We start from the raw sequence: 25,890 nt of genomic DNA on the forward strand, positions 1-25,890 counted from the left end.
CTCGCGAAACACGGAGCAAAGACCGCATGGCCTCGTTCGATCCCGCCTGGCTGGAAGGCATGTACAACAACCTTGCACGGGTGAAAGATCACCCCGCGTACTTCGAGCGATGGGCGCGCGAATCGGCCGCGGTGCGCGAGGCCTTGCCGGCGCGGATCGATCTTCCCTACGGCCAGGGCGTGAACGAAACGCTCGACATCTTTCCCGCACCGGTGCCCGACGCGCCCGTGCTGGTCTTCATCCACGGCGGCTACTGGCGCGCCATGGACAAGAAAGACCACTCCTTCATTGCGCCTGCGTTCAATGACCGCGGCATCTGCGTGGTCCAGCCCAACTACGCGCTGTGCCCCGGCACGCCGGAGCAGCCTGTCACGGTGCCCGGCATCCTGCTGCAGATGGTGCGTGCGCTCGAATGGACCTGGCGCCACATCGCGGCCCATGGCGGCGATCCTTCGCGGATCACCGTAGCAGGCCATTCGGCCGGTGGTCACATGGCGGCGGCGCTGTTGGCTTGCGACTGGAAGGCGGTCGCACCCGATCTGCCCACGCAGCCCGTGCGCAACGCGCTGTCGATCTCGGGCCTTTACGACCTTCGCCCGCTGCAGCGCACGCCATTTCTCGAGAATGTGCTGAAGCTGACCGATGCAGACGCCCTGCGTGCCAGCCCGGCACTGTGGCGTGCGCCCAAACGCGGCCAGCTCTACGCCGTTGCTGGCGGCGGGGAGAGCGAAGAGTTCATCCGCCACAACGCGATGATCCGCGAGGCGTGGGGACGCAACACCGTGCCGGTGTGCGAGGTGCTCCCGGGGCTCAACCACTTCGATGTGGTCGACGCGCTCGCCGATCCGGCTCACACCTTGCACAGGCACGCAGTGCAGTTGCTGGAGGCCTGACCGGCGCCCAGGCGGGCTTACATCAGCAGGTGCTCGCCCGCGTTGTCGCCACCCAGCGTGACGTAGTTGACCTTGCGGATGTCCATCAGCGCGCGGCCGCCCGCGTAGCTGATCGAGCTCTGCACGTCCTGCTCCATTTCGACCAGCGTTTCGGCCAGCTTGCCCTTGATGGGTTCGAGGATGCGCTTGCCCTCGACGTGCTTGTATTCGCCCTTGTTGAAGTCGCTGGCGGAGCCGTAGTACTCCTTGAACAGCACGCCGTCGACCTCGACCGTCTTGCCCGGCGATTCCTCGTGCCCCGCGAACAGCGAGCCGATCATGACCATCGACGCGCCGAAGCGCACGCTCTTGGCAATGTCACCGTGGTCGCGGATGCCGCCGTCGGCAATGATCGGCTTGGTCGCCACGCGCGCGCACCACTTGAGCGCCGACAGCTGCCAGCCGCCCGTGCCGAAGCCGGTCTTGAGCTTGGTGATGCAGACCTTGCCCGGGCCGATGCCGACCTTGGTCGCGTCCGCGCCCCAGTTCTCGAGGTCGATCACCGCTTCGGGTGTGCCGACATTGCCGGCAATCACGAAGGTCTTCGGCAGCTTTTCCTTCAGGTAGCCGATCATGTTCTTCACGCTGTCGGCGTGGCCGTGTGCGATGTCGATCGTGACGTACTCGGGCACGAGGCCCTGTGCCACGAGTTGGTCGACGGTGTCGTAGTCGGCCTTCTTCACGCCCAGCGAGATGGAAGCGAACACGCCCTTGCCCTGCATCTCCTTGACGAACTTGACGTTGTCGAGGTCGAAGCGGTGCATCACGTAGAAGTAGCCGTTCTGCGCCAGCCACAGGCAGATCGACTCGTCGACCACCGTCTTCATGTTGGCGGGAACCACCGGCAGGCGGAAGCTGCGCTCGCCCAGCGTGACGCTGGTGTCGCACTCGGAACGGCTCTCCACGCGGCACTTGCGCGGGAGCAGGAGGATGTTGTCGTAATCGAAAATTTGCATGACCAGGCTCCTGAAAGGAATCGTTGAAAGAAACGAATGAGCGCTTGGTCCGGCCGGCTTTCGCGGTGCGTTCTGCAAGGAAAACGCCCACAAAAAACCGGGCGCAAGAAACTTGGGCCCGGTGATTGATTTTACGCGGTCTCGCAAAGGCAGGTCTTCCGGTTCTTCATATAACCCGCATACGCCGTGGTTTCTACAATCGCATGATGTTGTTTAACGATCCTGCGGCTGACGCCCACCCCCCAGCGCTGCCGCTGCTCCAGAACCTGAACGCGGAGCAACTCGCCGCGGTCACGCTGCCAGAGGGCAACGCGCTGATCCTGGCCGGCGCCGGTTCCGGCAAGACGCGCGTGCTCACCACCCGCATCGCCTGGCTGCTGCAGACCGGCCAGGTCTCCGCCGGGGGCATCCTCGCCGTGACTTTCACCAACAAGGCGGCGAAAGAAATGATGACGCGGCTGACGGCGATGCTGCCCGTCAACGTACGCGGCATGTGGATCGGCACCTTCCACGGCCTGTGCAACCGCCTGCTGCGCGCGCACTGGAAACTGGCCAACCTGCCGTCGACCTTCCAGATCCTCGACACGCAAGACCAGCTCTCGGCCATCAAGCGCCTGATGAAGCAGTTCAACGTCGACGACGAGCGCTTCCCGGCCAAGCAGACCCAGTGGTTCATCGCCGGCGCCAAGGAAGACGGCCTGCGCCCCGGCGACGTAGAAGTGCGCAGCGACGACGACCGCAAGAAGGTCGAGCTCTACCGCCTCTACGAAGAACAATGCCAGCGCGAGGGCGTGGTCGACTTCGGCGAGCTCATGCTGCGCAGCTACGAACTGCTGCGCGACAACGACCCGGTGCGCGAGCACTACCAGCGGCGCTTCCGCCACATCCTGATCGACGAGTTCCAGGACACCAACCGCCTGCAGTACGCGTGGATCAAGATGCTCACCGGCAACACCGTCGCGGGCCAGTTCACACCGAGCGAGAACAGCAGCGTGATCGCCGTGGGCGACGACGACCAGAGCATCTACGCCTTCCGCGGCGCGCGCGTGGGCAACATGACCGACTTCGTGCGCGAGTTCGACGTGCGCCACCAGATCAAGCTGGAGCAGAACTACCGCAGCTACAGCAACATCCTCGACTCGGCCAACGAGCTCATCAGCCACAACAAGAAGCGCCTGGGCAAGAACCTGCGCACCGACCAGGGCCCGGGCGAGCCGGTGCGCGTGTACGAGTCGCCCACCGACCTCGCCGAAGCCCAGTGGATGGTCGAGGAAATGCGCCAGCTCGCGCGCGACGGCTACGAGCGCAAGGAAATGGCCGTGCTCTACCGTAGCAACGCGCAGAGCCGGGTGATCGAAACGGCGCTCTTCAATGCCTCGGTGCCGTACCGCGTGTACGGCGGCCTGCGCTTCTTCGAGCGCGCCGAAATCAAGCACGCGCTGGCCTATCTGCGCCTGCTGGAGAACAAGGACGACGACACCAGCTTCCTGCGCGTCGTCAACTTCCCGCCGCGCGGCATCGGTGCGCGCACGCTCGAAACCCTGCAGGACGCGGCGCGCGCGGCCGGGCGCTCGCTGCACGATGCGGTGAGCGTCGTCGGCGGCAAGGCCGGCGCCAACCTCACAGGTTTCGTTGCCAAGATCGACGTGCTGCGCGAGCAGACCCAAGGCGTGAGCCTGCGCGAGATCATCGAGCTGGTGCTCGACCACAGCGGCCTCGTCGAGCACTACAAGGCCGATCGCGAAGGCGCCGACCGCCTCGAGAACTTGGACGAACTCGTGAACGCGGCCGAGAGCTTTGTTACGCAGGAAGGCTTCGGCCGCGACGCCGTTGCGCTGCCGGTCGACGAGTTGCGCCAGTCGCCTGCGAGCCAGGGTATCGACCCGAGCCGTCCGGTGCTCGACGAGCCGCTCGCGCCCGACGCCGAAACCGGCGAAACGCTGAGCCCGCTGGCCGCTTTCCTCACGCACGCCGCGCTCGAATCGGGCGACAACCAGGCGCAAGCCGGGCAGGACGCGGTGCAACTGATGACCGTGCATGCCGCCAAGGGCCTGGAGTTCGACTGCGTGTTCATCACCGGCATGGAAGAGGGCCTGTTTCCGCACGAGAACTCGATGAGCGATTTCGAGAGCCTCGAGGAAGAACGCCGCCTGATGTACGTGGCGATCACGCGTGCCCGCAAGCGCCTGTACCTGAGCCATTCGCAGACGCGCATGCTGCACGGCCAGACGCGCTACAACGTCAAGAGCCGCTTCTTCGACGAGTTGCCCGAAGGCGCGCTGAAGTGGCTCACGCCCAAGAACCAGGGCTTCACTCCATCGGCCTTCGGCTATGGCGGAGGCTACGCGAGCACGCGCGGCGGTGGAGGCGGCTACAGCGGTGGTGGCTATGGAGGCGGCGGCAGCAGCCGCGACAAGGACACCTTCGCCAGCCCACCCGTGCCGCCGCAGAAGACAGCGCCTTCACACGGCCTGCGCTCGGGCATGCAGGTGTTCCACAACAAGTTCGGCGAAGGCACGGTGACCGCGCTGGAAGGCACCGGCGACGACGCACGCGCACAGGTCAAGTTCGCGCGGCATGGCGTGAAGTGGCTGGCGTTGTCGGTGGCCAAGCTCACGCCGATCTGAGCTTTGCGGCGCCGCTTGCAGCGGCGGCGCTCAGTCCGGATTGAAAGTGTCGCGGAAGGTGAACCAGTTCGACGCCTGCGCCATGGCGGCGAGCGTCAGCACCGTGCCGACCATCAGGATGTTGCCGATGGCCATTGCGCCGGTGTCCGAGCCCAGAGAGCCCACGCCGATCACGATGGTGCCGACCAGCGCCGCCGCCAGCAGGCCAAGCACCAGCACGCCGCACCACGCGAGCCAGTACAGCGCATAGGCGCCGAAATTCCGGAACATCGCCACCAGGCTGAAGAAAATGCTCTTCACCGGCTCCACCCGGTGCCAATGAACCAGCGCGGGGGCATGCCACATCGCCGCGACCAGCGGCAGCGCGAGGCACATCTGAAGCAGATTCGCCATCTGGAAGCGGCTGCTTTCCAGCACTTCCTTGGTCGGGGTTTCGCCCAGCAGGTAGCTGCGCATGAACTGGCCGCCATCGACCAGTGCCGTCAGGAACACGGTCAGGAAGCAATACACCGCCGAGATCACGCCAAGTACAGCCAGAGCGCGCCATTCCGTTCGCATGGCACGGGCCACCGACAGGAACATGAGCGCGCCGGTCGGCTTCTTCACGCCGCCCGCTTCCCCAGGAAGATCGGTGTTGGTCGCCGAGGCGTCGGCCACCGACGCCGCGACCATGAAGCCCAGCGTGGAGAACGGCAGCAGCACGAACGGAATGAATCTGCCGATCAGCGGCAGCTGCGAAATGCTCGTGATCAGCGCCATGAACATCAGGAACAGCGAGACAAAAGCCAGCGGCTGCCGCCAGAAGTTCTTGAGTCCGAGGCGGACCCATTCGACGCCGGTTCGCGCCGGCACGAGGTTGAGTTTCATGTGTAGAGGTCAGGCAGCCAGCAGCGGCTCGAGGGCCTGTGCCATGGCATGCGGGTGGGTGGCGCGGTCGCGCAGCACGCGTTCGAAGTGCGTGGGGTCATGGGGCTTGAGCATGCTCGCCTCGCGCGGCAGATGGAAGTCCCAGAGCCGGGAAATCCAGAAGCGCAGCGCCGCGGCGCGCAGCATCGCGGGCAGCAGGGCGCGCTCGGCGGCGTTCAGCTTTCGCACGGTTTCGTAGGCCGACAGCAGCGCATCGGCGCGTTCGGCATCGTGCCGGCCGGTCGGCAGGTCGATGGCCCAGTCGTTCAGGCACACGGCCAGGTCGAACAGCCAGGTGTCGGTGCCGGCGAAGTAGAAGTCGAACACGCCGGTCAGGCGCGGTGCGGCGCCGGCGTCGCCACCGGTCGCGAACATCACGTTGTCGCGGAACATGTCGGCATGCACCGGGCCGCGCGGCAGGGCCGCATAGGCCGAAGACTCGGCGACGTGGTTCTGGTAGGCCAGTTCGGCACGCAGCAGGGCGGCTTGCGATTCCTCGATGTACGGCAGCACCACCGGCACCGTCTCGTTCCACCAGTGCAGGCCGCGCAGGTTCGGCTGGATGCGGGGGTAGTCGCGCCCCGCGAGGTGCATGCGTGCCAGCATCGCGCCCAGTTCGGCGCAATGTGCCGTGCCGGGGGCCAGTTCGCTGTGGCCCGAGAGCTTCTGCACCACCGCAGCAGGCTTGCCGGCCACGATGTGCAACAGGTCGCACGCGGCTTCGGCGGGCACGGGGGGCTGGTTCTTCCTGGGCTTCTCGGCGGCGACGGGCTCGGCTGCCGCCACGGGCGCGGGAACAGGCAGGCCGGCAGCTGCCAGGTGCTTCATCAGACAAAGGTAGTACGGGAGCTGCTCGGCACTCAGGCGCTCGAACAGCGTCAACACGAACTCGCCGGACTCGGTGGTCGCGAAGTAGTTGGTGTTCTCGATGCCGCCCTCGATGCCGCGCAGTTCGCGCAGCGGGCCCAGGCCCAGGCGTTGGACGAGCGCGTCTGCCTCGCCGAAACTGACTTCGGTGAAAACTGCCATCGCGGTACTCAGCGCCGCGTTGCCGCTGCAAAAACTAGGACAAAAGAACGCACGGTCAGAACTTCATCACGTTCCAGACGCGGGGGCCGTTGGCGCCCGTTTCGGACGAACCCTGGCGTCCCGTGTACGCGTCGGCGGGCAGCACTTCGTAGCCCGGCACGTTGGCCTTGGGCGTGACGTTGATGCTCTGCGTGCGGCCGCCGTAGCGGACTTCGTCGACCGAGGCACCGCTGTCCTCGGTATGGATGTTCTCGACCTTCTGGTTGCGTCGGCCTTCGGCTTTGTCCTGCTCCTGATTTGGTAGCGATGCGGCCGGAGCCGCCGCGGGGGCGGCTGCGGGCTGCTGCGCCTGTACGGCGGCAAAGGGGGCTGCGAAAGCCAGCGCCAGCAGGGTGCGGCGGGCGACCAGGAGTGTGGAGCTAGGCATGCCTTGATTGTAGGCTCGCCCCCGGTTCCGGGGCGTCGGTTGACACCTGGTGCCGTCGTGGCTTCGGACGCCGTCGCGGGCACGGCAAAATGGCCCGATGACCGACAAGAAAACGCTGCTGCTCGTCGATGGCTCGAGCTACCTCTACCGCGCCTTCCACGCGATGCCCGATCTGCGGGCCGTGCCCGGCGACCCCAAGAGCCCGGCGACCGGCGCCATCCGGGGAATGATCAACATGATGACCGCGCTGCGGCGCGAGGTGCGCGCCGACTACGCAGCCTGCATCTTCGACGCTCCCGGCAAGACCTTCCGCGACGACTGGTACCCCGAGTACAAGGCCAACCGCTCGCCGATGCCCGACGACCTGCGCAGCCAGATCGACCCCATCCACGAAGTGGTGAAGCTGCTCGGCTGGCCCGTGCTCAGCGTGCCCGACGTGGAAGCCGACGACGTCATCGGCACGCTCGCAAAAGTCGCCGCCGCTCAGGGCGTCGAGGTGATCGTGTCCAGCGGCGACAAGGACCTGAGCCAGCTGGTCGACGAGCACATCACCATCATCGACACGATGAACGGCAAGAAGCGCGACGTGGCGGGTGTGACGTCCGAGTTCGGCGTACCGCCGAACCTGATGATCGACTACCAGACGCTGGTCGGCGACACGGTCGACAACGTGCCCGGCGTCCCGAAGGTCGGCCCCAAGACTGCCGCCAAATGGCTGCTCGAATACGGCTCGCTTGATGCATTGATCGAACGCGCAGCCGAAGTGAAGGGCGCCGCGGGCGAGAACCTGCGCCAGGCCATCGACAAGCTGCCGCTGAGCAAACGCCTCGTCACCATTCGCACCGACTGCGACCTCGACGGCCACGTTACCGGCCTGCCGTCGCTCGAAGGCCTGCCCGTCGGCGCGCCGCAGACGGCCGAACTGAAACCCTTCTACGAGAAGTTCGGCTTCAAGAGCCTGGTCAAGTCGCTCGAAGCGCAGGAAGTGCCGCCCGAGCTGATCGAAGAGAGCATCAAGAAGAAGGCTGCCTCCAAGGCCGACAGCGACCAGGGCGGCCTGTTCGACGAGCCCTCCGAGCTCGAAGCGCAGGAGGCCGCCGCGCCCGCGAGCAATCTCAAGTACGACACGATCACGAACTGGGCGCAGTTCGACGCCTGGCTCGCAAAGCTCGAAGCTGCCGACCTCGCAGCCATCGACACCGAGACCACCTCGCTCGACGAGATGGTCGCGCAGATCGTCGGCGTGAGCTTCAGCGTCACGCCCGGCGAAGCGGCCTACATCCCGCTTACGCACAACTACCCCGATGCGCCCGAGCAGTTGCCCATCGACGAGGTGCTGGCGAAGCTCAAGCCCTGGCTGGAGAACGGTGCCAAGAAAAAGCTCGGCCAGCACATCAAGTACGACCGCCACGTGTTCGCCAACCACGGCATCGAGGTGCAGGGCTACGCGCACGACACCATGCTGCAGAGCTACGTGCTCGAAGTGCACAAGCCGCACGGTCTTTCCAGCCTGGCCGAGCGTCATCTGGGTCGCAGCGGCATCTCGTACGAAGACCTGTGCGGCAAGGGCGCGCACCAGATCCCGTTCAGCCAGGTCGACATCGCCAAGGCGGCGGAGTATTCGTGCGAGGACAGCGACCAGACGCTCGACGTGCACAACACGCTGTGGCCGCGCCTCGAAGCCGACGAAAAACTGCGCTTCATCTACCAGCTCGAAATGGATTCGAGCGAGGCGCTCTACCGCGTCGAGCGCAACGGCGTGCTGATCGACGCTCCCACGCTGGCCACGCAGAGCCACGAACTCGGCAAGCGCATCATGGAACTGGAGCAGGAGGCCTACGACATCGCCGGCCAGCCCTTCAACCTCGGTTCGCCCAAGCAGATCGGCGAAATCTTCTTCACCAAGCTGGGCCTGCCCGTGGTCAAGAAAACGCCGAGCGGCGCACCCAGCACCGACGAAGAGGTGCTCGAGAAACTGGCCGAAGACTATCCGCTGCCGGCCAAGATCCTCGAACACCGCGGCCTGTCGAAGCTCAAGGGCACCTACACCGACAAGCTCGGCCAGCTCGCCAACCCGCGCACCGGCCGCGTGCACACGCACTATGCGCAGGCCGTGGCCGTCACGGGCCGCCTCAGCAGCAACGACCCCAACCTGCAGAACATCCCGATCCGAACGCCAGAAGGCCGCCGCGTGCGCGAGGCCTTCGTGGCACCGGCGGGCAGCGTGATTGCCAGTGCCGACTACTCGCAGATCGAGCTGCGCATCATGGCCCACATCAGCGGCGACGAATCGCTGCTGCGCGCGTTCACCGAAGGCATCGACGTGCACCGCGCGACGGCCGCCGAAGTGTTCGGCTCCACGCCCGACCAGGTGTCGAGCGAGCAGCGCCGCTATGCCAAGGTCATCAACTTCGGCCTCATCTACGGCATGAGCAGCTTCGGCCTTGCGCGCAACCTCGGCATCGAGACCAAGGCCGCGGCCTCGTACATCGAGCGCTACTTTGCGCGCTACCCGGGCGTGAAGGCCTACATGGACGAGACCAAGGCGCTTGCCAAGGAGCAGGGCTACGTGGAGACCGTGTTCGGCCGCCGCCTCTACCTGCCCGAGATCAATTCGCCCAACGGCCCGCGACGCGGAGGCGCCGAGCGCGCGGCCATCAACGCGCCGATGCAGGGCACGGCCGCCGACCTGATCAAGCTCAGCATGGTCAAGGTACAGAACGTGCTTGACGAGGAGAAGCGCGGTACCCGGATGATCATGCAGGTGCACGACGAACTGGTGTTCGAAGTGCCCGAGGCCGAGATCGAATGGGTGCGCACCGAAATCCCTCGTCTCATGGCCGGCGTGGCCGCGCTGAAGGTGCCGCTGCTGGCCGAGATCGGTGTCGGTCCCAATTGGGACAAGGCGCATTGATGAATAAAAAGACGAGACAACCAACCGAGAAGAACGTACGCACATGACTCAATTTCCGCACCGCAAACTTCTGCTCGCCGCGGTCTGCGCGGCCTGCTTCGGCACCGCCTTCGCCGCACCCGACGCGCAAGTCGCCTCGCTCGCCGCCAAGGAAAAGCCCGCGCTGCTCGACACGCTGAAGGAGCTGGTCTCCATCGAGTCGGGCAGTCGCGACCTCGACGGACTCGAAAAAATCTCCGACCTCATCGCCGCGAAGTTCAAGGCGCTGGGCGGCCAGGTCGAGCTGATCGACCCGAGCGCCGAGGCCTACCGCATGGAAGACACGCCCGAGAAAATGGGCCGCGTGGTGCGCGCCACCTTCAAGGGCACGGGCAAGAAGAAGATCTTGCTGATCGCGCACATGGACACGGTCTACACCGTGGGCATGCTCAACAAGCAGCCGTTCCGCATCGATGGCGACAAGGCCTACGGCCTGGGCATTGCCGACGACAAGCAGGGCGTGGCCGTCATCACGCACATCGTGTCGATGCTGCAGGCAATGAAGTTCAAGGAATACGGCACGCTCACCGTGCTGATAAACGGCGACGAGGAAATCAGCTCGCCCGGCGCACGCGCGCTCATTACGCGCATGGGCAGCGAGCACGATGCGGTGCTGTCCTTCGAAGGCGCCTACGTCAAGGAAGACAAGCTCTCGCTCGCCACGGCGGGCATTGCCTCGGTCACGCTGCATGTCACGGGCAAGGCCTCGCATGCGGGCTCGGCGCCCGAGCTGGGCGTGAACGCGCTGTACGAGCTTTCGCACCAGATCCTGCAGATGCGCGACCTGTCCGACCCGGCCACCGGCTTGAAGATGAACTGGACCATCTCCAAGTCGGGCAGCAACCGCAACGTGATTCCGGCCAGCGCCACCGCGGGCGCCGACGTGCGCGTGCTGAAGGTCAGCGACTACGACCGCATCGAGCAGCAGGTAAACGAGCGCGTGAAGAAACAGCTGATTCCCGAGGCCAAGGTCGAGATGAACTTCGAGCGCCGCCGTCCGCCGCTGGAAGCCACCGACGCTTCGCGCGCCATGGCCCGCCATGCGCAGCAGATCTACAAGGACGAGCTCGGCCTGCCGCTGGGCGCCGACGACAAGGCCGCCGGTGGTGGCACCGATGCGGCCTTTGCCGCGCTGAAGACCAAGGCGCCCGTCATCGAGCGCTTCGGCCTGCAGGGCTTCGGCGCGCACTCGGCCGATGCCGAGTACGTGCTGGTCAACTCCATCGAACCGCGGCTGTACCTCGGCACCCGCATGGTCATGGACATCGCACGAGGCAAGACCGCTTCGGGCAACTGACCCGCCGTTCGCGATGCGCCTTCGCCACATCGAGGTCTTCAACGCGATCATGCTCACTGGAAGCGTGAGCGCGGCGGCGCGGCTCATCAACATCACGCAGCCGGCGGTGAGCCGCACGCTGCAGCATGCCGAGCTGCAACTGGGCTTCCCCCTGTTCCAGCGCGCCAAGGGCCGGCTCACGCCGACTACAGAAGCGCTCACGCTGTATCCGCACATCGAGCGGCTGTTCGCGCAGCTCGACGAGGTGCAGCGGCTTGCTTCCAACCTGCGCACTGCGGGCGACACGGGCGAGCTGCGCATCCTCAGCGTGCTGGCGTTGAGCTACGACATCCTGCCGCGCGCGCTCAAGGCCTTTCGCGAAAAGCATCCGGGCTATGCGATCACCGTCGAGTCGCTGCACTCGCCGCAGATCATGTCGGCGCTGCTGCTGCAGGAAGCCGACGTGGGCTTTGCCTTCAGCCCCGCGGTGCATCCCTCGCTCACGCAGGAGACGCTGGCCGACAGCCGCATGGTGTGCATTGCGCCCAAGGGCATGCTGCCGCGCGCGCTGGTGCGCAACGGTTCGGTGGCGCTGCACGATCTCGTCAACCGTCCGGTGATCGGCCTCGACAGCCGCGACCCCGTCGGCACCAGCCTGAGCCAGGCCTGCCGGCAGGCGGGCGTGGGCTTCCAGCAGGCGGTGGTCACGGTGCAGACCTATCACGCGGCACTGGCCATGGCGCACCACGGCATCGGCGTGGCGCTGGTCGACGGCTGCACTGCGCGATCGGCGGACCGTGCGAAGGTCGAGGTGCTGACGCTGGAGCCGCACATTCCGGTGCCGATTCGCGCGCTGCGTTTTGCGGCGCGACCCGATTCGGTGGCGGTGCGCGGCATCACGCGCTGCATGCAGCAGGCGATCCAAGAGGCGCTCTAAGAGAAATACGCCTGCAGCGCCAGGTCGGTCTTGGCCCTTGCGTGCGCGACGACTTCCGGGCCGAGGCCCGTGCCCTGGACCGAGAAGAAATTCAGGTCCTTCAGCCCGATGGTGCCCAGGATGGTCGTCAGGTACGGCGTCAGAAAATCCGGCTGCCGTGCATGTTCCCCGGAAAATCTCCCGCCCGAAGCCACGGCGATGAAGACCGGGCGGTCGCGCAGCGTGCCCACCTTGCCCGCGGCGCCCACATTGAACGTACGGCGTGCTCGAACGACATGATCGATCCAGGCCTTCAGCGCAGAGGGCACGCTCAGGTTGTGCATGGGCGTTCCGATGACCACGACGTCCGAGTTCTCCAGTTCCCGGATCAATTCTTCGGATGTGGAAATCGAGCCTTCCTGATTTATTTCTGCCGTGGACGAATGCTGGGCGAGCGCGTAATTCGCGTCGATATGCCTCAGGGCGCCGCCGCCAATTTCTCGATTGACCAATACGGCATCGGGCGACTTCTTCAGCAGAAGATCGACGATTTTTCGGGAAAGCTTGAAGCTCTCGGAGGCTTGCCCGCGGGAGCTGCAATTGACGTGCAGGATTTTCATGATTGATATGGCCGCAAGGGAGAAGCGTCAATCCTAGAATTTGCATGGCCTACACTCCAGAGCCAAGAATGGAGCTTGTGATTGATCCATGATCGCCAAGAAGAGCAGTCCCGTATCGCCCCTGGACCCCGCAGCGGCCGAGCCCTACTACAGGCAGATCTACGAGCGGTTTCGCAATGCCATCTCCAGCGGATTGCTCAAGCCCGGCGACCGGATACCCGCCGCCCGCGCACTGGCCAAGGAATTGGGCCTGGCAAGAGGAACGATCGAAGCCGCGTACTCCTTGCTGGTCGCCGAGGGATACATCCAGGCACGTGGCCAGGCCGGGACCATCGTGGCGCCGGGTCTCAAGCCGCAAACGCCAGTGGCAATTCCGGAGCCTCCGCTCGACAAGAGAATTTCTTCGATCGGTTTCCGGCCGGATTCGATTCTTCCGTTTCAAATGGGGCTGCCCGCCCTCGACGAATTCCCTCGAAAGATATGGGCCCGCCTGGGTGCGCGCTGCGTGCGTGCCATGCAGCCATCCGACATGGCGCATCCCTCCATCTACGGGCTGCCAAAGCTGCGTGCGGAAATTGCCGCGTATCTGCAGGTGTCGCGTGGCATCAACTGCGCTGCATCGCAGGTGTTCGTGACCTCGGGATACCGCCACACCATCGAGCTGATCGGCCTCGCCTTGCTGAAGGCGGGAGACCGCGTCTGGCTCGAAGACCCCGGCTACCCGCCCACGCGGGAGCTGCTCGCGCACATGCAAATCGCGGCTGTCCCGGTGCGTGTAGACCAGGAGGGCATGGTCGTTTCCGAGGGCATCAAGTCGGCGCCACGCGCGCGTGCAGCCGTGGTTACGCCGGCGCACCAGAGCCCGCTGGGCGTTTCCCTGTCCTTGCCCCGGCGCCAGGCGCTGCTCGACTGGGCCGGACGGCACAACGCGTGGATCGTCGAGGACGACTACGACGGCGAATACCGCTATGTCAGCCGCCCTTTGCCTGCGCTGAAGAGCCTGGACCGCGACGGACGCGTGCTCTATGCGGGCACCTTCAGCAAGGTGCTTTTCCCGAGCATCCGGCTGGCCTATCTCGTCGTGCCGGAGTCGCAGGTCGAGCGCTTCGAGCAGATCATCCAGACCTTCGCAGGGGGCAGCCCCGAACTGACGCAAGCCATCGTCACCGCCTTCATCACGGAGGGGCACTTCGCGCGGCATATCCAGCGGATGCGCAGGCTCTATGCCGAGCGTCGCGAGGCGACCAGCGCGGGTTTGCAGAGCGTGCTCGGGCAGCATGTGCGAATCGACGCGCAACCCGGTGGCATGCATCTCATCTTGCGGTTGCAAGGCCGGCAATCGGATCGCGAGTTCGTGGCGCGCATGCGGGAAGAGGGCCTGTACGCGGAGGCATTGTCAGACTGGACGAAGGAGGGCCAGGGCGCTTCGGCCCTGCTCGTCAACTTCACGAACATCGACTCGCGGCGCACCGCCGAGAAGCTCGGAAAGCGCATCCTGAGCCTGATGTGATCTGGAAGATCATGGCCCAGTATCGAATGCCATTTATGGATCTTCTGGGCTAGACCAAGATTCGACACCATGGAGTCCTTTCCAACCAGCACACACAAGGACTCTTCATGAGCAATCGCATCGACTACGCAAAGATTTCGCCCGAGGTCTACAAGGCTTTCGGAGGGGTGTACATGGCCGTCCAGAAAAGCGGCTTGCCCAAGCAACTGGTCGATCTCGTCTACCTGCGGGTTTCGCAGATCAATGGCTGCGCCTATTGCATCGACATGCATTCGCGCGACCTGCTCAAGTCCGGCCTGGCGGTCGACAAGCTCGTGCTGGTTCCGGTGTGGCACGACGCGGGCGACGTCTTCAGCCGTCGCGAACAGGTCGCGCTCGCCTGGGCAGAAACCGTGACGCGCGTCGCTGAAACCGGCGTTCCCGATGCGGACTACGAAGCCGCTGCCGCCGAGTTCAGCGACAAGGAACTGGCCGACCTCAGCTACGCGATCGGCCTGATGAACGCCTTCAACCGCTTCGGCATCACGTTCCGCTCGACGCCCGCTGCCACTGCCACCGCTGCCAAGGCCTGAACGCCATGGCATGGGCATTACTCGGTGTTGCCGGCGTTCTTGAAATCGTCTTCGCCTTTGCGATGAAGTCGTCCGAAGGTTTCACGCGACTGGTGCCCGCGCTGTTCACGGTCGCTGCCGGCCTGTCGAGCGTGGTGCTTCTTTCGCTCTCGCTGCGGACATTGCCGATGGGGACGGGCTACGCGGTGTGGACCGGCATCGGCGCCGCGGGCACCGCGATCGTGGGCATGGTGGTGCTGGGCGATTCGGCCGCGCCGATGCGGCTGCTGTGCATTGCGCTCATCCTGGCCGGCGTGATCGGGCTCAAGCTGGTCACCACCAGCTGAGAAGGAAGCAGGTTGCGCTCAGGCCTGCAAGGCCTGCCCGATCTGCAGCGCCGAGCCGAAGGCCAGCGTGAAGCCCAGCGCGCCGTGGCCCGTGTTGAACAGCATGTTCGACGGCGCGCTCTCCAGCCGGCCGATGATCGGCAATCCTTTCGGCGTGGCGGGCCGCATGCCTGTCCACGGGTGCAGTTCCTCGAGCCGGCTCGCATGCGGGAAGAGGGCACGCGTCGCCGTTGCCAGCGTCTCGATGCGCGTCGCAGGAATGCTTGCGTCGTGCCCCACCAGCTCGGCCATGCCCGCCACGCGCAGGCGCGAGCCGATGCGCGCGAACACCACCTTGCGTGCGCTGTCGGTCACGTTCACGTGCGGCGCGGCGCCGGGCGACGGATCGACCTCCACGGTAATGCTGTAGCCCTTGAGCGGGTACACGGATAGATAGGCCCCCAGCGCACGGCCCAGCTTGTGCGAGGCAGAGCCCAGCGCCATCACGAAGGCATCTGCCTCCACGTCGCCTTCGCTGGTGTGCACGGCCGCGATGCGGTTCTCGCTGCGTGCAAAGCCATGCACGTCGGCACCGAGCATGAAGCGCACGCCGCGCTCGCTCAATGCCCGCATGAGCTCGGTGCACACCTTGAGGCAGTCGGCCGCGCACTCGCTCGGCGTGTGCACGGCGCCCGCCATCTGGCCGCGATAGCTGGCAAGCGCGGGCTCGATGGCGATGCATTCGTCAGGTGTTACCAGGCGCTGTTCGCTGCCCATGGCGCGCTGCAGTTCGAGCTGCGCGCGCGCACCTTCGAGCGAAACCGAGCTGGCATACAGCACCAGCTTGCCCGTGGCCGAGAAATCGCAATCGGGTGCGATATCGGCGCGCATCGCCTCGAACTCTGTACGGCTCAATGCGGCCAGCGCCAGCAGCCTAGCCGTCGTGTCGCGCGAAGTCTGCGCGTTGCAGGCCGCGAGAAAGGCCATGCCCCAGCGCCATTGCAGCGGGTCGAGTTGCGGGCGCAGCTTGAGCGGCGATGTGGGCGACAGCAACAGCTTGGGCAACTGCTTCCAGATCGACGGGTCGGCCAGCGGCTGCACGTACGAGTAGCTGAGCTGCGCGCCATTGCCGCCGCTTGCGCCCGCGCCAGGGGCGGCGCGGTCGATCACGGTGACCTGATGGCCCTGGCGTTCGAGCTGCCAGGCGGTGGCCAGGCCCACGATGCCGGCACCGAGCACACACACATGCATGGAGGCAACTTTCCGGAGATTGAGAACTTGAGCCGTGACTGTAGGCGCGCGCGGCTCCGGCCGGAAATGCCAAAAGAACCCCCACCCATAACCTTTGGGCATGGGTCGGCTTTCAATTGGAATTGTTGTTTTGTTTCGCTGCTTCTTAAACTGGCCGCATGTTCAGTCCAACCGAATGAAGGCTCGCATGAAACTCCCCGTCCTCATGGCTTCCATGGCCGCAACGGTGCTCTTCAGCGCCACTGGCGCGCAGGCTGCCGACACGCTGGCCAAGATCGCCGAGTCCGGCAAGATCACGCTCTCTTATCGCGAGTCGTCGGTGCCCTTCAGCTATCTCGACGGCCCCAACAAGCCGATCGGGTTCTCGGTCGAACTCTCCAACGCCGTGGTCGAGGCGGTGAAGAAAAAACTGAACAAGCCCAACCTGCAGGTCGCGCTCATGCCCGTCACCTCGCAGAACCGTATTCCGCTGATCACCAACGGCACGGTTGACCTGGAGTGCGGCTCCACCACCAACAACACCGCGCGCGGCAAGGACGTGGCCTTTGCCATCAACCACTTCTACACCGGCACGCGCCTGCTGGTGAAGAAGTCTTCGAAGATCAAGAACTACGCCGACCTCGCGAAGAAGACCGTGGCCAGCACCACCGGCACCACCAATGCACTGGTAATGCGCAAGTACAACACCGAGAAGAACCTCGGTATGGACATCGTGCTCGGCAAGGACCACGCCGATTCGTTCCTGCTGGTCGAGAGCGACCGCGCCGTGGCCTTCGCCATGGACGACATCCTGCTGTTCGGCCTGATCGCCAACGCCAAGACGCCGGCCGACTTCGAGGTGGTGGGCGATTCGCTGCAGGTCGAGCCCTATGCCTGCATGCTGCCCAAGGACGACCCGGCCTTCAAGAAGCTGGTCGACGACACCTTCGCCGGCCTGATGAAGAGCGGCGAGTTCGAGAAGCTCTACAACAAGTGGTTCATGCAGCCGATCCCGCCGAAGAACGTGCCGCTGAACCTGCCGATGAGCCCGCAGCTGAAAGAGAACCTGAAAGCTCTCAGCGACAAGCCCGCGACCTGATCCAGGCGCGACGAGAAGATAAGAAAAGGACATGGAAGTGACGCAGGTGGTCGGCATTCTTGGAGGCATGGGCCCCGCGGCGGGCGCCGACTTCGTACGGCTCTTCGTGCTGGCCTGCGCGCAGCAGATGCGTGCGCGTGGCGAGCCGGTGCGCGACCAGTCCTTTCCCGAACACTGGCTCGCGCAGGTGCCGGTGCCCGACCGTACCGACGCACTGGCTTCGGCAGAACAGGGCGCACACCAGCCGCTGGAGCCGATGCTGCAGGCGCTGGGCCGGCTGGCCGCGCTCGGCAGCCGGGCCGTGGCCATCGCATGCAACACCGCGCATGCCTGGCATGCCAACCTGCAGGAGCGCTTTCCGCAGGTCGAACTGCTGCACATGGCGCGCGAAACCGCGCAACAGCTGGCCGGGCAGGGCACGACCAGCGTCGCGCTGATGGCTACCGAGGGCACCTACCGCGTGCGCCTCTACGAACAGGCGCTGGCCGAAGCGGGCCTGGGCTGCCACGTGCCGACGCCGGCGGAGCGCCACACGATCACGCGCGGCATCTTCGACGGCGTGAAGGCCGGCAACATGCAGCTCGCCGAGCAATGCTTTTCCGATGTGGCACTGCGGCTGGCCGAGCGCCATGGCCCCGTCACCATCATCATGGGCTGTACCGAAGTGCCGCTGGGTCTGCAGGGTTCGGCCGCGGTGGCGGGCCTCGACCTCGTCGACCCCGCGCAGGTACTGGCCGCGGCGCTGGCCCGGCGGGCCTACCAACCCCACTGAAACCAGGGGACATAGAGGCAGGAGTCGATTTCGCCTACATTGCGGCGTGCGGTTTTTGATAGCGCAACGCCCCTTGTCCGACGATCCAACTGGAGCCCTTCCCATGCCCCTCGACGACAGCCGTTCAGACTTCGATTCGCTTCGCCCCGGCGAGAGCACCGAGCAGGGCGCCACGCGCCGCACTGCACTCAAGGCCGCCATCGGCGTGGGCTATGCCGCCGCCGTGCTGCCGGTGGCCGCGCAGACTGCCATCAGCACCTCGGCCGAAGGCCTGAAGGCCGGCCCGATCAAGTACACCGTCAACGGCTTCGATGTGCCCGCCTACGCTGCGGCACCCGCCGGAAAGACCGGCCTGCCGGTGATTCTGGTGATCCAGGAAATCTTCGGCGTGCACGAGTACATCGCCGACACCTGCCGCCGCTTCGCCCAGCTCGGCTACCTGGCCATCGCGCCGGAGCTGTATGCGCGCCAGGGTGACCCGCGCGGCTACACCGACATTCCCAAGCTGCAGGCCGACATCGTCAGCAAGGTGCCCGACGCACAGGTGCTGGCCGACCTCGACGGCGCGCTGGCCTATGCCAAGGCCAACGGCGGCGACACCAGCAAGGCCGGCATCACCGGCTTCTGCTGGGGCGGGCGTATCGTGTGGCTGTATGCCGCCACCGGCAAGGTCAAGGCGGGCGTGGCGTGGTACGGCCGGCTGGTCGGGCAGCCCAGCGAACTGACGCCGAAGCACCCCATCGACATCGCCGCCAGCCTGCAGGCGCCGGTGCTTGGCCTGTACGGCGGAAAAGACCAGGGGATCCCCCTTGACACGGTTGATAAGATGAAAGCAGCTCTGGCCACTGGAACCCCGGCGGCCAAGGCGTCGAGCTTCGTCGTGTACCCCGAAGCAGGCCACGCATTCCATGCCGACTACCGCCCCAGCTACGTCAAGAGCGCAGCGGACGACGGCTGGCAACGTGCCACGGCCTGGTTCAAAGCCAATGGCGTCGCCTGAACGCGGCGCCCTGTAGCCACCCCCGCCGAAGGCCGTCGAATGACGGCCTTTTCTCTTTTTATGAACGGACAACGGCCTTGTTGAAGCAGTTTCAGCGGCCGCTCCTCTTGCGCAAGCAGCTATGAATTTGATAGTCATCATCGCGGCGACCCTGGTTGCCGGTATCGGAAGCGTCTGGCTCGCGGCCCTCCTGCTGAAGGTGGGCGTGCGCAGCGGCTCGGGCGGCGTGAACCCGCAGCATCTGCTGAGCCTGGCAGCTGGCGCGCTGCTTGCCACGGCGTTCATGCATCTGCTGCCCGAGGCGTTCGAGAGCCGCATCGAGCCCGCGCTGCTGTTCGCGGTGCTGTTGTTCGGGCTGGTGTTCTTCTTCCTGCTCGACAAGGCCGAGTTGTGGCACCACGGGCACGAACATCACCATGGCGACGAGAAGAGCGCGCACGAGGGGCACGACCATGACCACGGGCACTCGCATGGCCACACGCACGACCACGGCCCCCGAACCGGTGGCTGGGCCGTGCTCACAGGCGACAGCGTGCACTGCTTCGGCGACGGCATCCTGATCGCCTCGGCCTTCACCGCCGACCTGCGCCTGGGCCTGGTTGCCGCCATCGCGGTGCTGGCGCACGAAATTCCGCACCACATCGGCGACCTCGTCGTGCTGCGCCAGAGTTCCGCCAACCAGCGCGCGGCGCTGGTGAAGGTGTCGCTCGCCGGCACCATGACCGCGCTGGGCGGCATCGCGGGCTGGTGGCTGGTCGACCAGTTGCACAGCTGGCTGCCGTACTTCCTGGTGCTGGCCGGCAGCAGTTTTGTCTACGTGGCGTTGGCCGACCTGATTCCGCAGCTGCAGAAGCGCCTGCCGGCACGCCAGACCGCCGCGCAGATCCTGTGGCTGGCCGCGGGCATCGTGCTGGTCACGCTAGTGAGCCGGCTGGCGCATGGCGAGCATGGGCACGACCACGGCCACGACGACCCGGGCCACGGGGAGCACGGCCACGTGCACAAGGACTGACGGTCGGTCAGCCGGTTAGCGAATCCCGCGGGAAACTTTCCGACACCGACGCTGCGCGCCGGATGAACCGGAACGGCCGAAACAGGCGCACCATAGGGGGTCTGTCAGAAATCAGCCGAGGAACCGATCATGAACACCATCGACGCCACCGCGCGATCCGCCTCGCCCGCCGAAGACGATGAGGACGACACGCCCGCCGATGACTTCGAGGAGCAGGACAGCGACGTGTCCGACGACCTGTCGGAGGAAACGGGCATCGATCTCACCGATGCGAGCGAACTCGATGCCGACAACGTGCCGGCCGACGAAGAATTCGACCGCGTGATGAACGCTCCGGACTGAGCCTGCTCAAGCCATTCAGGCAGTCGCGCGCCGCGTGATCACCTGCCCGTTGCGCACCCCGCAGTGCGACCCATCGCGCCAGGTCACGGCGCCATTCACGATCACCGCATCGATGCCCTCTGCCGGCTGCATCGGCGTTTCGTAGTTCGCGGTGTCGCGCACCGTCGCGGCGTTGAAGATCACCACGTCGGCATGGTGGCCCGGCTTCAGCGTGCCGCGCTCGTGCAGGCCGAAGTTGCGCGCCGTGAGCCCCGTCATCTTCCACACTGCCGTCTCCAGAGGGAACAGGCCGATGTCGCGGCTGTAGTGGCCCAGCACTCGCGGAAAGGTGCCCCACAGGCGCGGATGCGGCTTCTCGCCCAGCGGAATGCCGTCCGAGCCGATCATGGTCTCGTCGAACGCGAGGATGCGCTGCACGTCGTCCTCATCCATCATGAAATAGATCGCGCTGCCGGGCTGCAGCCGCCTGGCCGCCTCTTCGCCCGACACGCCCCATCCGGCTGCAATGTCTTTCAGGTCGCGGCCTGCGCATTCAGGGTGCGGCACGCTCGATGCGATGAGCACGCGGCCTTCCATCATTCCGCGGTCGGTGCGGATCATGGTGGAGCCGGCCGTGTACGGGTAGCAGTCGAGCCCGATGCACTGGTGCTGCATCGCTTCCTTGATGAACGGCAGCGTGACTTTCGTCTTGCCGAAGTTCTGCGTGTTCTGCACCTTGTGGTGCGACACCACGACCGGAATGTCGAGCGCGCGGCCGATGTGGAAGGTTTCTTCCAGCGACTCCATCACGCGGTCGCTCTCGTCGCGCATGTGGGTCACGTACAGCGCTTTGCGCGAGCTGAGCGGGCGGCTGACTTCGATGATCTCCTCGGTCGTCGCCTTCACGGCCGGCGGATAGAAAGTGCCGGTCGACAGGCCGATGGCGCCGGCCTGCATCGCCTCTTCGACCAGCGCTTGCATGGCCGCGATCTCGATGTCGTTCGCGGGCCGGTCGAGGTCGGCCATGACCACGGCGCGCAAGGTCGAATGGCCCACCATCGCCGCCACGTTCACCGATGAGGGCGTGGCGCGCAGCGCATCGAGGTACGCCGCGAAGGTGGTGAAGCGGCCTTCCGCCGGCGAGTCGAGCAGGCTCAGCGGCATCGGCAGGTCCATGTCGGCGCGCAGCGGCGCGGCGCTGATGCCGCAGTTGCCCGCCACCACCGTGGTCACGCCCTGCGACACCTTGAACGGCATCTGCGCCTGCGACAGCACGGCCTGGTCGTCGTGCGTGTGCGAGTCGATGAAGCCGGGCGCGACGATGCGGCCGGTGGCGTCGAGCGTCTGTTCGGCTGTGTGGCCGGCGAGCTTGCCGATGGCGGCGATGCGGCCGTTCACGATGCCGACGTCGGCATCGAAACGCGGCGCCTTGGTGCCGTCGATGACGGTGCCGCCGCGGATCAGCAGGTCGTAGTGGGGAGGTTTTTCGGACACGGAAAGATCCTTTCTTTCTTCTTCAGCGGAAATGGCAGGCAACCCAGTGGCTGCCGTTCGCGGACGACGGCCGCTCGCTCAGCTCGGGCGTCTTCTCCTTGCACACGGCCTGCGCCATCGGGCAACGCGTGTGAAAGCGGCAGCCCGAAGGCGGGTTGGCGGGGCTCGGCGGATCGCCCTGCAGCAGCATGCGGCGTGTGGGCGTGCGTGGATTGGGCACGGGCACGGCCGACAGAAGAATCTCGGTGTACGGATGCAGCGGCGAAGAGAACAGCGTGTCGCGGTCTGCAATTTCCACGATGTGCCCGAGGTACATCACTGCCACGCGATGGCTGATGTGCCGCACCACCGCAAGGTCGTGCGCCACGAAGAGATACGCGATACCGAACTCGGCCTGCAGGTCCATCAGCAGGTTGACCACCTGCGCCTGCACCGACACGTCGAGCGCCGACACCGGCTCGTCGCACACGATCAGCTTCGGGTTCAGCGCCAATGCACGCGCAATGCCCAGCCGTTGCCGCTGTCCGCCCGAGAACTCGTGCGGAAACTTCTTCGCCGCCTCGGGCCGCAGCCCGACGCGCGAGAACAGCCACTGCACGCGCTCGCGCCGCTCGGCCGCCGTACTCATGCCGAAGTTGCGCAGTGGTTCGGCCACGATGTCGCCAGCTGTGAGGCGCGGGTTCAGCGAGGCATACGGGTCCTGAAAAATGATCTGCAGTTGCCGCCGGCGCATGCGCATGTCCTCGGCGGACAGCGTCAGCAGCTCCTCGCCCTCGAGCTCCACCGAGCCCGAGGTCGGCTCGACCAGCCGCATGACCGACTTGGCCGTGGTCGTCTTGCCGCAGCCCGATTCGCCGACCAGCGACAGCGTTTCGCCGCGCGCAACAGAGAACGACACGCCATCGACCGCCTGGATCGAAGGCCTGGCCGGCCGCAGCCAGCGCTTGGGCGAGATGTAGTGCTTGCGCAGGTTGCGCACCTGCAGCAGTGGCGTTGCAGCGGTCGTCGTCATGCAGCCATCTCCTCGGTACCTGCCCAGTGTTCTTCGACTGCAAAGCACGCCACCACATGGTCGCCGCCCTGCTGCACGAGCTGCGGCGTCTCGGCGCGGCAGCGTTCGCGCGCATGGCTGCAGCGCGCCGCAAAGGCGCAGCCGCGCCCCAGTTCGTGTGCGGCCGGCACCAGCCCCGGAATCTCGGTGAGCCGCGTGCTCGCGGTGTTCATCGCGGGCATCGAGGCCATCAGAGCACGTGTGTAGGGGTGCAGCGGGCGGTCGAACAGGTCGATCACGTCTGCCTCTTCCACCTTCTTGCCGGCATACATCACGACCACGCGGTCGCAGCTTTCGGCCACCACGCCCAGGTCGTGCGTGATCATCACCACGCCCATGCCCAGCTCCTTCTGCAGGCGCTTGATGAGGTCGAGGATCTGCGCCTGGATCGTCACGTCGAGCGCCGTCGTCGGCTCGTCGGCGATCAGCACCTCGGGGTTGCAGGCCAGGGCCAGCGCGATCATCACGCGCTGGCGCATGCCGCCCGAGAGCTGATGCGGGTACTCGTTCACGCGCCGCTCGGGCTCGGGGATCTGCACCACGCGCAGCATCTCGACCGCGCGCTTCATCGCGTCTGCACGGCTGGCCTTCTGGTGCAGCTGCACGGTCTCGGCGATCTGCCGGCCCACGGTGAGCACCGGGTTCAGCGATGTCATCGGCTCCTGGAAGATCATCGAGATGCGGTTGCCGCGAATCTGCCGCATCTCGCGTTCGCTGAGCTGCATCAGGTCGGTGCCGCGCAGCCGCACCGCGCCCATGTGGCGTCCGGGCGGTGTAGGCACCAGCCGCAGGATCGACAGCGCCGTCACGCTCTTGCCGCAGCCCGATTCGCCGACCACGCCGAGCGTGCGGCCCGCGCGCACCGTGTACGAAACCCCGTCGACCGAGCGCACCACGCCGGCCAGCGTGTGGAAATGCGTGCGCAGGTTGTCGACTTCGAGCAGAGGCTCGCCGGGGGCGAGGGCGGTGTGGGACCTGGTGATCGTCATGACATGTCCTTCACAGCTGCCGTGCCAGGCGCGGGTCCAGCGCATCGCGCAGACCGTCGCCCAGCAGGTTGATCGCCAGCACCGTCGCCGCCAGCAGCAGCCCCGGGTACAGGATGATGTGGAACGCCACCGTCACGAAGTTGCGCCCCTCGGCCATCATGTTGCCCCAGCTCGGCGTCTGCGAGGGCACGCCCACGCCGAGGAATGAGAGCGCGGCCTCGGTCAGCACGGCGGCCGCCGCCACGAAGGTCGCCTGCACCACCAACGGCGCCACGATGTTCGGCAGCACGTGGCGCACCAGGATCACCGGCAGCCGCGTGCCTACCGCGTGTGCTGCCTCCACGAACAACTGCTCGCGCAGCGTGAGCGCGAGCGATCGCACCAGCCGCACCACGCGCGGAATCTCGGGCACCGTGATGGCGATGATCACCGTCGCGAGGCTGGCGCGCGTCACCGCCATGAGCGCGATGGCCAGCAGGATGCCGGGAATGGCCATGAGCCCGTCCATCACCCGCATGATCGGCCCGTCCGCCCAGCGCACGAAGCCCGACACCAGTCCGAGCGCGATGCCGAAGAAGGTGGCCAGCACCGCGACCGCGGCGCCCACGATCATCGAAACGCGCCCGCCCCACACGGCGCGGCTGAACACGTCGCGGCCCAGCGCATCGGTGCCGAACCAGTGCTCGCCGGAGGGCGGCTGCATGCGCGCGAGCGGGTCGATGTCCTGCGGATCGTGCGTGGCGATCCACGGCGCGGCAATGGAGAGAATGGCCACCGCAATCAGCAGCAGCGCACCGATGATCAGCGTCGGGTGCTTGCGCACCCAGCGCCAGCGCGGCGGCACGAAAGGGGCTTCGTCGTCGGCCGCGGCGTCGGGTGTCTGGATGGTGTTCAAGGGAAGGACCGTGGACATTGCGTGGGGTTCTTCTTCATCAGTACTGGATGCGCGGGTCGAACAGGCGGTAGCTCAGGTCGATCAGCAGGTTGATCAGCACATACACCCCCGCCGAGAGCAGCAGCACGCTCTGAATCACCGGGTAGTCGTGTCGCTGCACCGAATCGATCACGAGCCGGCCCACGCCCGGAATGGCGAACACCGTTTCGGTGACGACAACGCCGCCGATCAGCAGCGCGATGCCCGCGCCGACGGTGGTTGCGATGGGAATGGCCGCATTGCGCAGCGCATGCCCCAGCACCGGCAGCACGCCCAGGCCCTTGGCGCGCGCGGTGCGGATGTAGTCCTCGTGCAGCACTTCGAGCACGGTGGCGCGCGTCATGCGCGTCACCAGAGCGATGTACACCAGCGCCAGGTTCACGCAGGGCAGCACCAGCGACCGCAGCCACTCGCCCGGGCCCTCGGCAAAGTGCACATAGCCCTGCACCGGAAACCACGGCAGCTGGACCGCGAAGCTGTAGACCAGCAGGTAGCCCACCAGGAACACCGGCACCGAGAAGGCCAGCACCGCGAACAGCATCACCAGCCGGTCGATCCAGCTGCCCGCGCGATGCGCCGCGAGCGTGCCCAGCGGCACCGACACCACCAGCGTGATGAGCATGGTCAGCGCGGCGATCGACACCGTCGGCTCCAGCCGCTGCCCCAGCAGCTGCGCCACCGGCATCTGCGTGAAGATCGAGGTGCCGAGGTCGCCGGTGAACAGCTTGCCTACCCACAGCGCGAACTGCTGCCACAGCGGCAGGTTCAGGCCGAGCGCGGCGCGCAGCTTCTCGATGTCCTCGGTGGTTGCAAGGTCGCCCGCGATGAGCGCGGCCGGGTCGCCCGGCGACAGGTGGATCAGCAGGAACACCACCACGGCCACCACCGCCATGACGGGGAGCGTCGAGAGAAAGCGTCGAACGATGTAGCCCATGGCGATGCCTTGTGCTGGCGCTTCG

The 25,890-nt window shown here is 66.0% G+C and carries 24 protein-coding genes; 13 read left to right on the plus strand and 11 right to left on the minus strand.

Annotated features, from left to right (window positions below):
- Positions 1-26 precede the first annotated feature (26 nt).
- Positions 27-893 carry an alpha/beta hydrolase gene (locus ACN9MV_RS09035; protein WP_426391880.1) on the plus strand — a complete coding sequence of 289 codons (867 nt, stop codon included), beginning with the start codon at positions 27-29 and terminating at the stop codon, positions 891-893.
- A 17-nt stretch (positions 894-910) separates the two neighbouring features.
- Here ACN9MV_RS09035 and ACN9MV_RS09040 read toward each other — a convergent pair whose 3' ends face one another.
- Entirely contained in the window at positions 911-1,888 is a 978-nt protein-coding gene (locus tag ACN9MV_RS09040) for a GMP reductase (protein ID WP_093075435.1), read from the minus strand.
- A gap of 206 nt (positions 1,889-2,094) precedes the next feature.
- On the opposite strand from ACN9MV_RS09040, the gene ACN9MV_RS09045 reads away from it, so the two are divergent.
- Positions 2,095-4,515, plus strand: a complete 2,421-nt coding sequence (locus tag ACN9MV_RS09045) for a UvrD-helicase domain-containing protein (protein ID WP_371127531.1) — start codon at positions 2,095-2,097, stop codon at positions 4,513-4,515.
- A gap of 30 nt (positions 4,516-4,545) precedes the next feature.
- On the opposite strand, the gene ACN9MV_RS09050 is transcribed toward ACN9MV_RS09045, so the two are convergent.
- From ACN9MV_RS09050 to ACN9MV_RS09060, 3 genes are read right to left on the minus strand one after another with little or no spacing between them, the layout of a single operon-like run.
- A complete protein-coding gene (locus tag ACN9MV_RS09050; protein ID WP_093172013.1) occupies positions 4,546-5,382 on the minus strand; it encodes a BPSS1780 family membrane protein in 837 nt (278 codons plus the stop codon).
- A 9-nt stretch (positions 5,383-5,391) separates the two neighbouring features.
- Positions 5,392-6,450 carry a homoserine kinase gene (locus ACN9MV_RS09055; protein ID WP_426391881.1) on the minus strand — a complete coding sequence of 353 codons (1,059 nt, stop codon included), beginning with the start codon at positions 6,448-6,450 and terminating at the stop codon, positions 5,392-5,394.
- 55 nt (positions 6,451-6,505) lie between these two features.
- Entirely contained in the window at positions 6,506-6,877 is a 372-nt protein-coding gene (locus ACN9MV_RS09060) for a hypothetical protein (RefSeq protein ID WP_426391882.1), read from the minus strand.
- Positions 6,878-6,974: 97 nt separating this feature from the next.
- Between ACN9MV_RS09060 and polA the strand changes: the two genes are divergently transcribed.
- From polA to ACN9MV_RS09075, 3 genes are read left to right on the plus strand one after another with little or no spacing between them, the layout of a single operon-like run.
- The gene (gene polA, locus ACN9MV_RS09065) at positions 6,975-9,791 is read left to right on the plus strand and encodes a DNA polymerase I (protein WP_093172009.1); all 2,817 of its coding nucleotides are present in this window, start codon (positions 6,975-6,977) and stop codon (positions 9,789-9,791) included.
- Positions 9,792-9,834: 43 nt separating this feature from the next.
- Positions 9,835-11,127, plus strand: a complete 1,293-nt coding sequence (locus ACN9MV_RS09070; protein WP_093075423.1) for a M20/M25/M40 family metallo-hydrolase — start codon at positions 9,835-9,837, stop codon at positions 11,125-11,127.
- Positions 11,128-11,140: 13 nt separating this feature from the next.
- The gene (locus ACN9MV_RS09075) at positions 11,141-12,043 is read left to right on the plus strand and encodes a LysR family transcriptional regulator (protein ID WP_093049884.1); all 903 of its coding nucleotides are present in this window, start codon (positions 11,141-11,143) and stop codon (positions 12,041-12,043) included.
- Here the strand turns inward: ACN9MV_RS09075 and ACN9MV_RS09080 are convergent.
- Positions 12,040-12,642, minus strand: a complete 603-nt coding sequence (locus ACN9MV_RS09080; protein WP_426391883.1) for an FMN-dependent NADH-azoreductase — start codon at positions 12,640-12,642, stop codon at positions 12,040-12,042. The genes ACN9MV_RS09075 and ACN9MV_RS09080 overlap by 4 nt on opposite strands.
- A gap of 88 nt (positions 12,643-12,730) precedes the next feature.
- On the opposite strand from ACN9MV_RS09080, the gene ACN9MV_RS09085 reads away from it, so the two are divergent.
- The 3 genes from ACN9MV_RS09085 (at position 12,731) to ACN9MV_RS09095 (ending at position 15,050) form a co-directional block, all read left to right on the plus strand.
- Positions 12,731-14,152 carry a PLP-dependent aminotransferase family protein gene (locus tag ACN9MV_RS09085; RefSeq protein ID WP_426391884.1) on the plus strand — a complete coding sequence of 474 codons (1,422 nt, stop codon included), beginning with the start codon at positions 12,731-12,733 and terminating at the stop codon, positions 14,150-14,152.
- A 107-nt stretch (positions 14,153-14,259) separates the two neighbouring features.
- The gene (locus ACN9MV_RS09090) at positions 14,260-14,724 is read left to right on the plus strand and encodes a carboxymuconolactone decarboxylase family protein (RefSeq protein WP_426391885.1); all 465 of its coding nucleotides are present in this window, start codon (positions 14,260-14,262) and stop codon (positions 14,722-14,724) included.
- Positions 14,725-14,729: 5 nt separating this feature from the next.
- A complete protein-coding gene (locus ACN9MV_RS09095; RefSeq protein ID WP_093075413.1) occupies positions 14,730-15,050 on the plus strand; it encodes a DMT family transporter in 321 nt (106 codons plus the stop codon).
- Positions 15,051-15,068: 18 nt separating this feature from the next.
- Here ACN9MV_RS09095 and ACN9MV_RS09100 read toward each other — a convergent pair whose 3' ends face one another.
- On the minus strand, positions 15,069-16,280 hold the full coding sequence (locus ACN9MV_RS09100) for a D-amino acid dehydrogenase (RefSeq protein WP_426391886.1): 1,212 nt from the start codon (positions 16,278-16,280) through the stop codon (positions 15,069-15,071).
- A gap of 187 nt (positions 16,281-16,467) precedes the next feature.
- On the opposite strand from ACN9MV_RS09100, the gene ACN9MV_RS09105 reads away from it, so the two are divergent.
- The 5 genes from ACN9MV_RS09105 to ACN9MV_RS09125 all read left to right on the plus strand — a co-directional run bounded on the left by ACN9MV_RS09105 (position 16,468) and on the right by ACN9MV_RS09125 (position 20,484).
- Positions 16,468-17,358: a transporter substrate-binding domain-containing protein gene (locus ACN9MV_RS09105; protein WP_093075407.1), complete on the plus strand. Its 891-nt coding sequence runs from the start codon at positions 16,468-16,470 to the stop codon at positions 17,356-17,358.
- 31 nt (positions 17,359-17,389) lie between these two features.
- On the plus strand, positions 17,390-18,130 hold the full coding sequence (locus ACN9MV_RS09110; RefSeq protein WP_426391887.1) for an aspartate/glutamate racemase family protein: 741 nt from the start codon (positions 17,390-17,392) through the stop codon (positions 18,128-18,130).
- A 103-nt stretch (positions 18,131-18,233) separates the two neighbouring features.
- The gene (locus ACN9MV_RS09115; protein WP_093075402.1) at positions 18,234-19,130 is read left to right on the plus strand and encodes a dienelactone hydrolase family protein; all 897 of its coding nucleotides are present in this window, start codon (positions 18,234-18,236) and stop codon (positions 19,128-19,130) included.
- A gap of 121 nt (positions 19,131-19,251) precedes the next feature.
- Complete coding sequence (locus ACN9MV_RS09120; protein ID WP_093049908.1) at positions 19,252-20,142, plus strand: ZIP family metal transporter; 891 nt, start codon at positions 19,252-19,254, stop codon at positions 20,140-20,142.
- A 129-nt stretch (positions 20,143-20,271) separates the two neighbouring features.
- Complete coding sequence (locus ACN9MV_RS09125; RefSeq protein WP_093049911.1) at positions 20,272-20,484, plus strand: hypothetical protein; 213 nt, start codon at positions 20,272-20,274, stop codon at positions 20,482-20,484.
- Positions 20,485-20,499: 15 nt separating this feature from the next.
- Here ACN9MV_RS09125 and ACN9MV_RS09130 read toward each other — a convergent pair whose 3' ends face one another.
- From ACN9MV_RS09130 to ACN9MV_RS09150, 5 genes are read right to left on the minus strand one after another with little or no spacing between them, the layout of a single operon-like run.
- A complete protein-coding gene (locus ACN9MV_RS09130; RefSeq protein ID WP_426391888.1) occupies positions 20,500-21,957 on the minus strand; it encodes an N-acyl-D-amino-acid deacylase family protein in 1,458 nt (485 codons plus the stop codon).
- Between the two features lie 22 nt (positions 21,958-21,979).
- The gene (locus ACN9MV_RS09135) at positions 21,980-22,969 is read right to left on the minus strand and encodes an ABC transporter ATP-binding protein (protein WP_426391889.1); all 990 of its coding nucleotides are present in this window, start codon (positions 22,967-22,969) and stop codon (positions 21,980-21,982) included.
- Positions 22,966-23,997: an ABC transporter ATP-binding protein gene (locus tag ACN9MV_RS09140; RefSeq protein WP_426391890.1), complete on the minus strand. Its 1,032-nt coding sequence runs from the start codon at positions 23,995-23,997 to the stop codon at positions 22,966-22,968. The genes ACN9MV_RS09135 and ACN9MV_RS09140 overlap by 4 nt, the downstream gene beginning before the upstream one ends.
- 10 nt (positions 23,998-24,007) lie before the next feature.
- On the minus strand, positions 24,008-24,910 hold the full coding sequence (locus ACN9MV_RS09145; protein ID WP_307615777.1) for an ABC transporter permease: 903 nt from the start codon (positions 24,908-24,910) through the stop codon (positions 24,008-24,010).
- A gap of 19 nt (positions 24,911-24,929) precedes the next feature.
- Positions 24,930-25,865 (minus strand): ABC transporter permease, encoded by a 936-nt coding sequence (locus ACN9MV_RS09150; protein WP_093049926.1) that lies wholly within the window; start codon positions 25,863-25,865, stop codon positions 24,930-24,932.
- Positions 25,866-25,890: the final 25 nt, after the last annotated feature.

Origin of the sequence: Variovorax sp. R-27, assembly GCF_049913215.1 — a bacterium.
In the GTDB taxonomy this organism is placed as follows: domain Bacteria; phylum Pseudomonadota; class Gammaproteobacteria; order Burkholderiales; family Burkholderiaceae_C; genus Variovorax.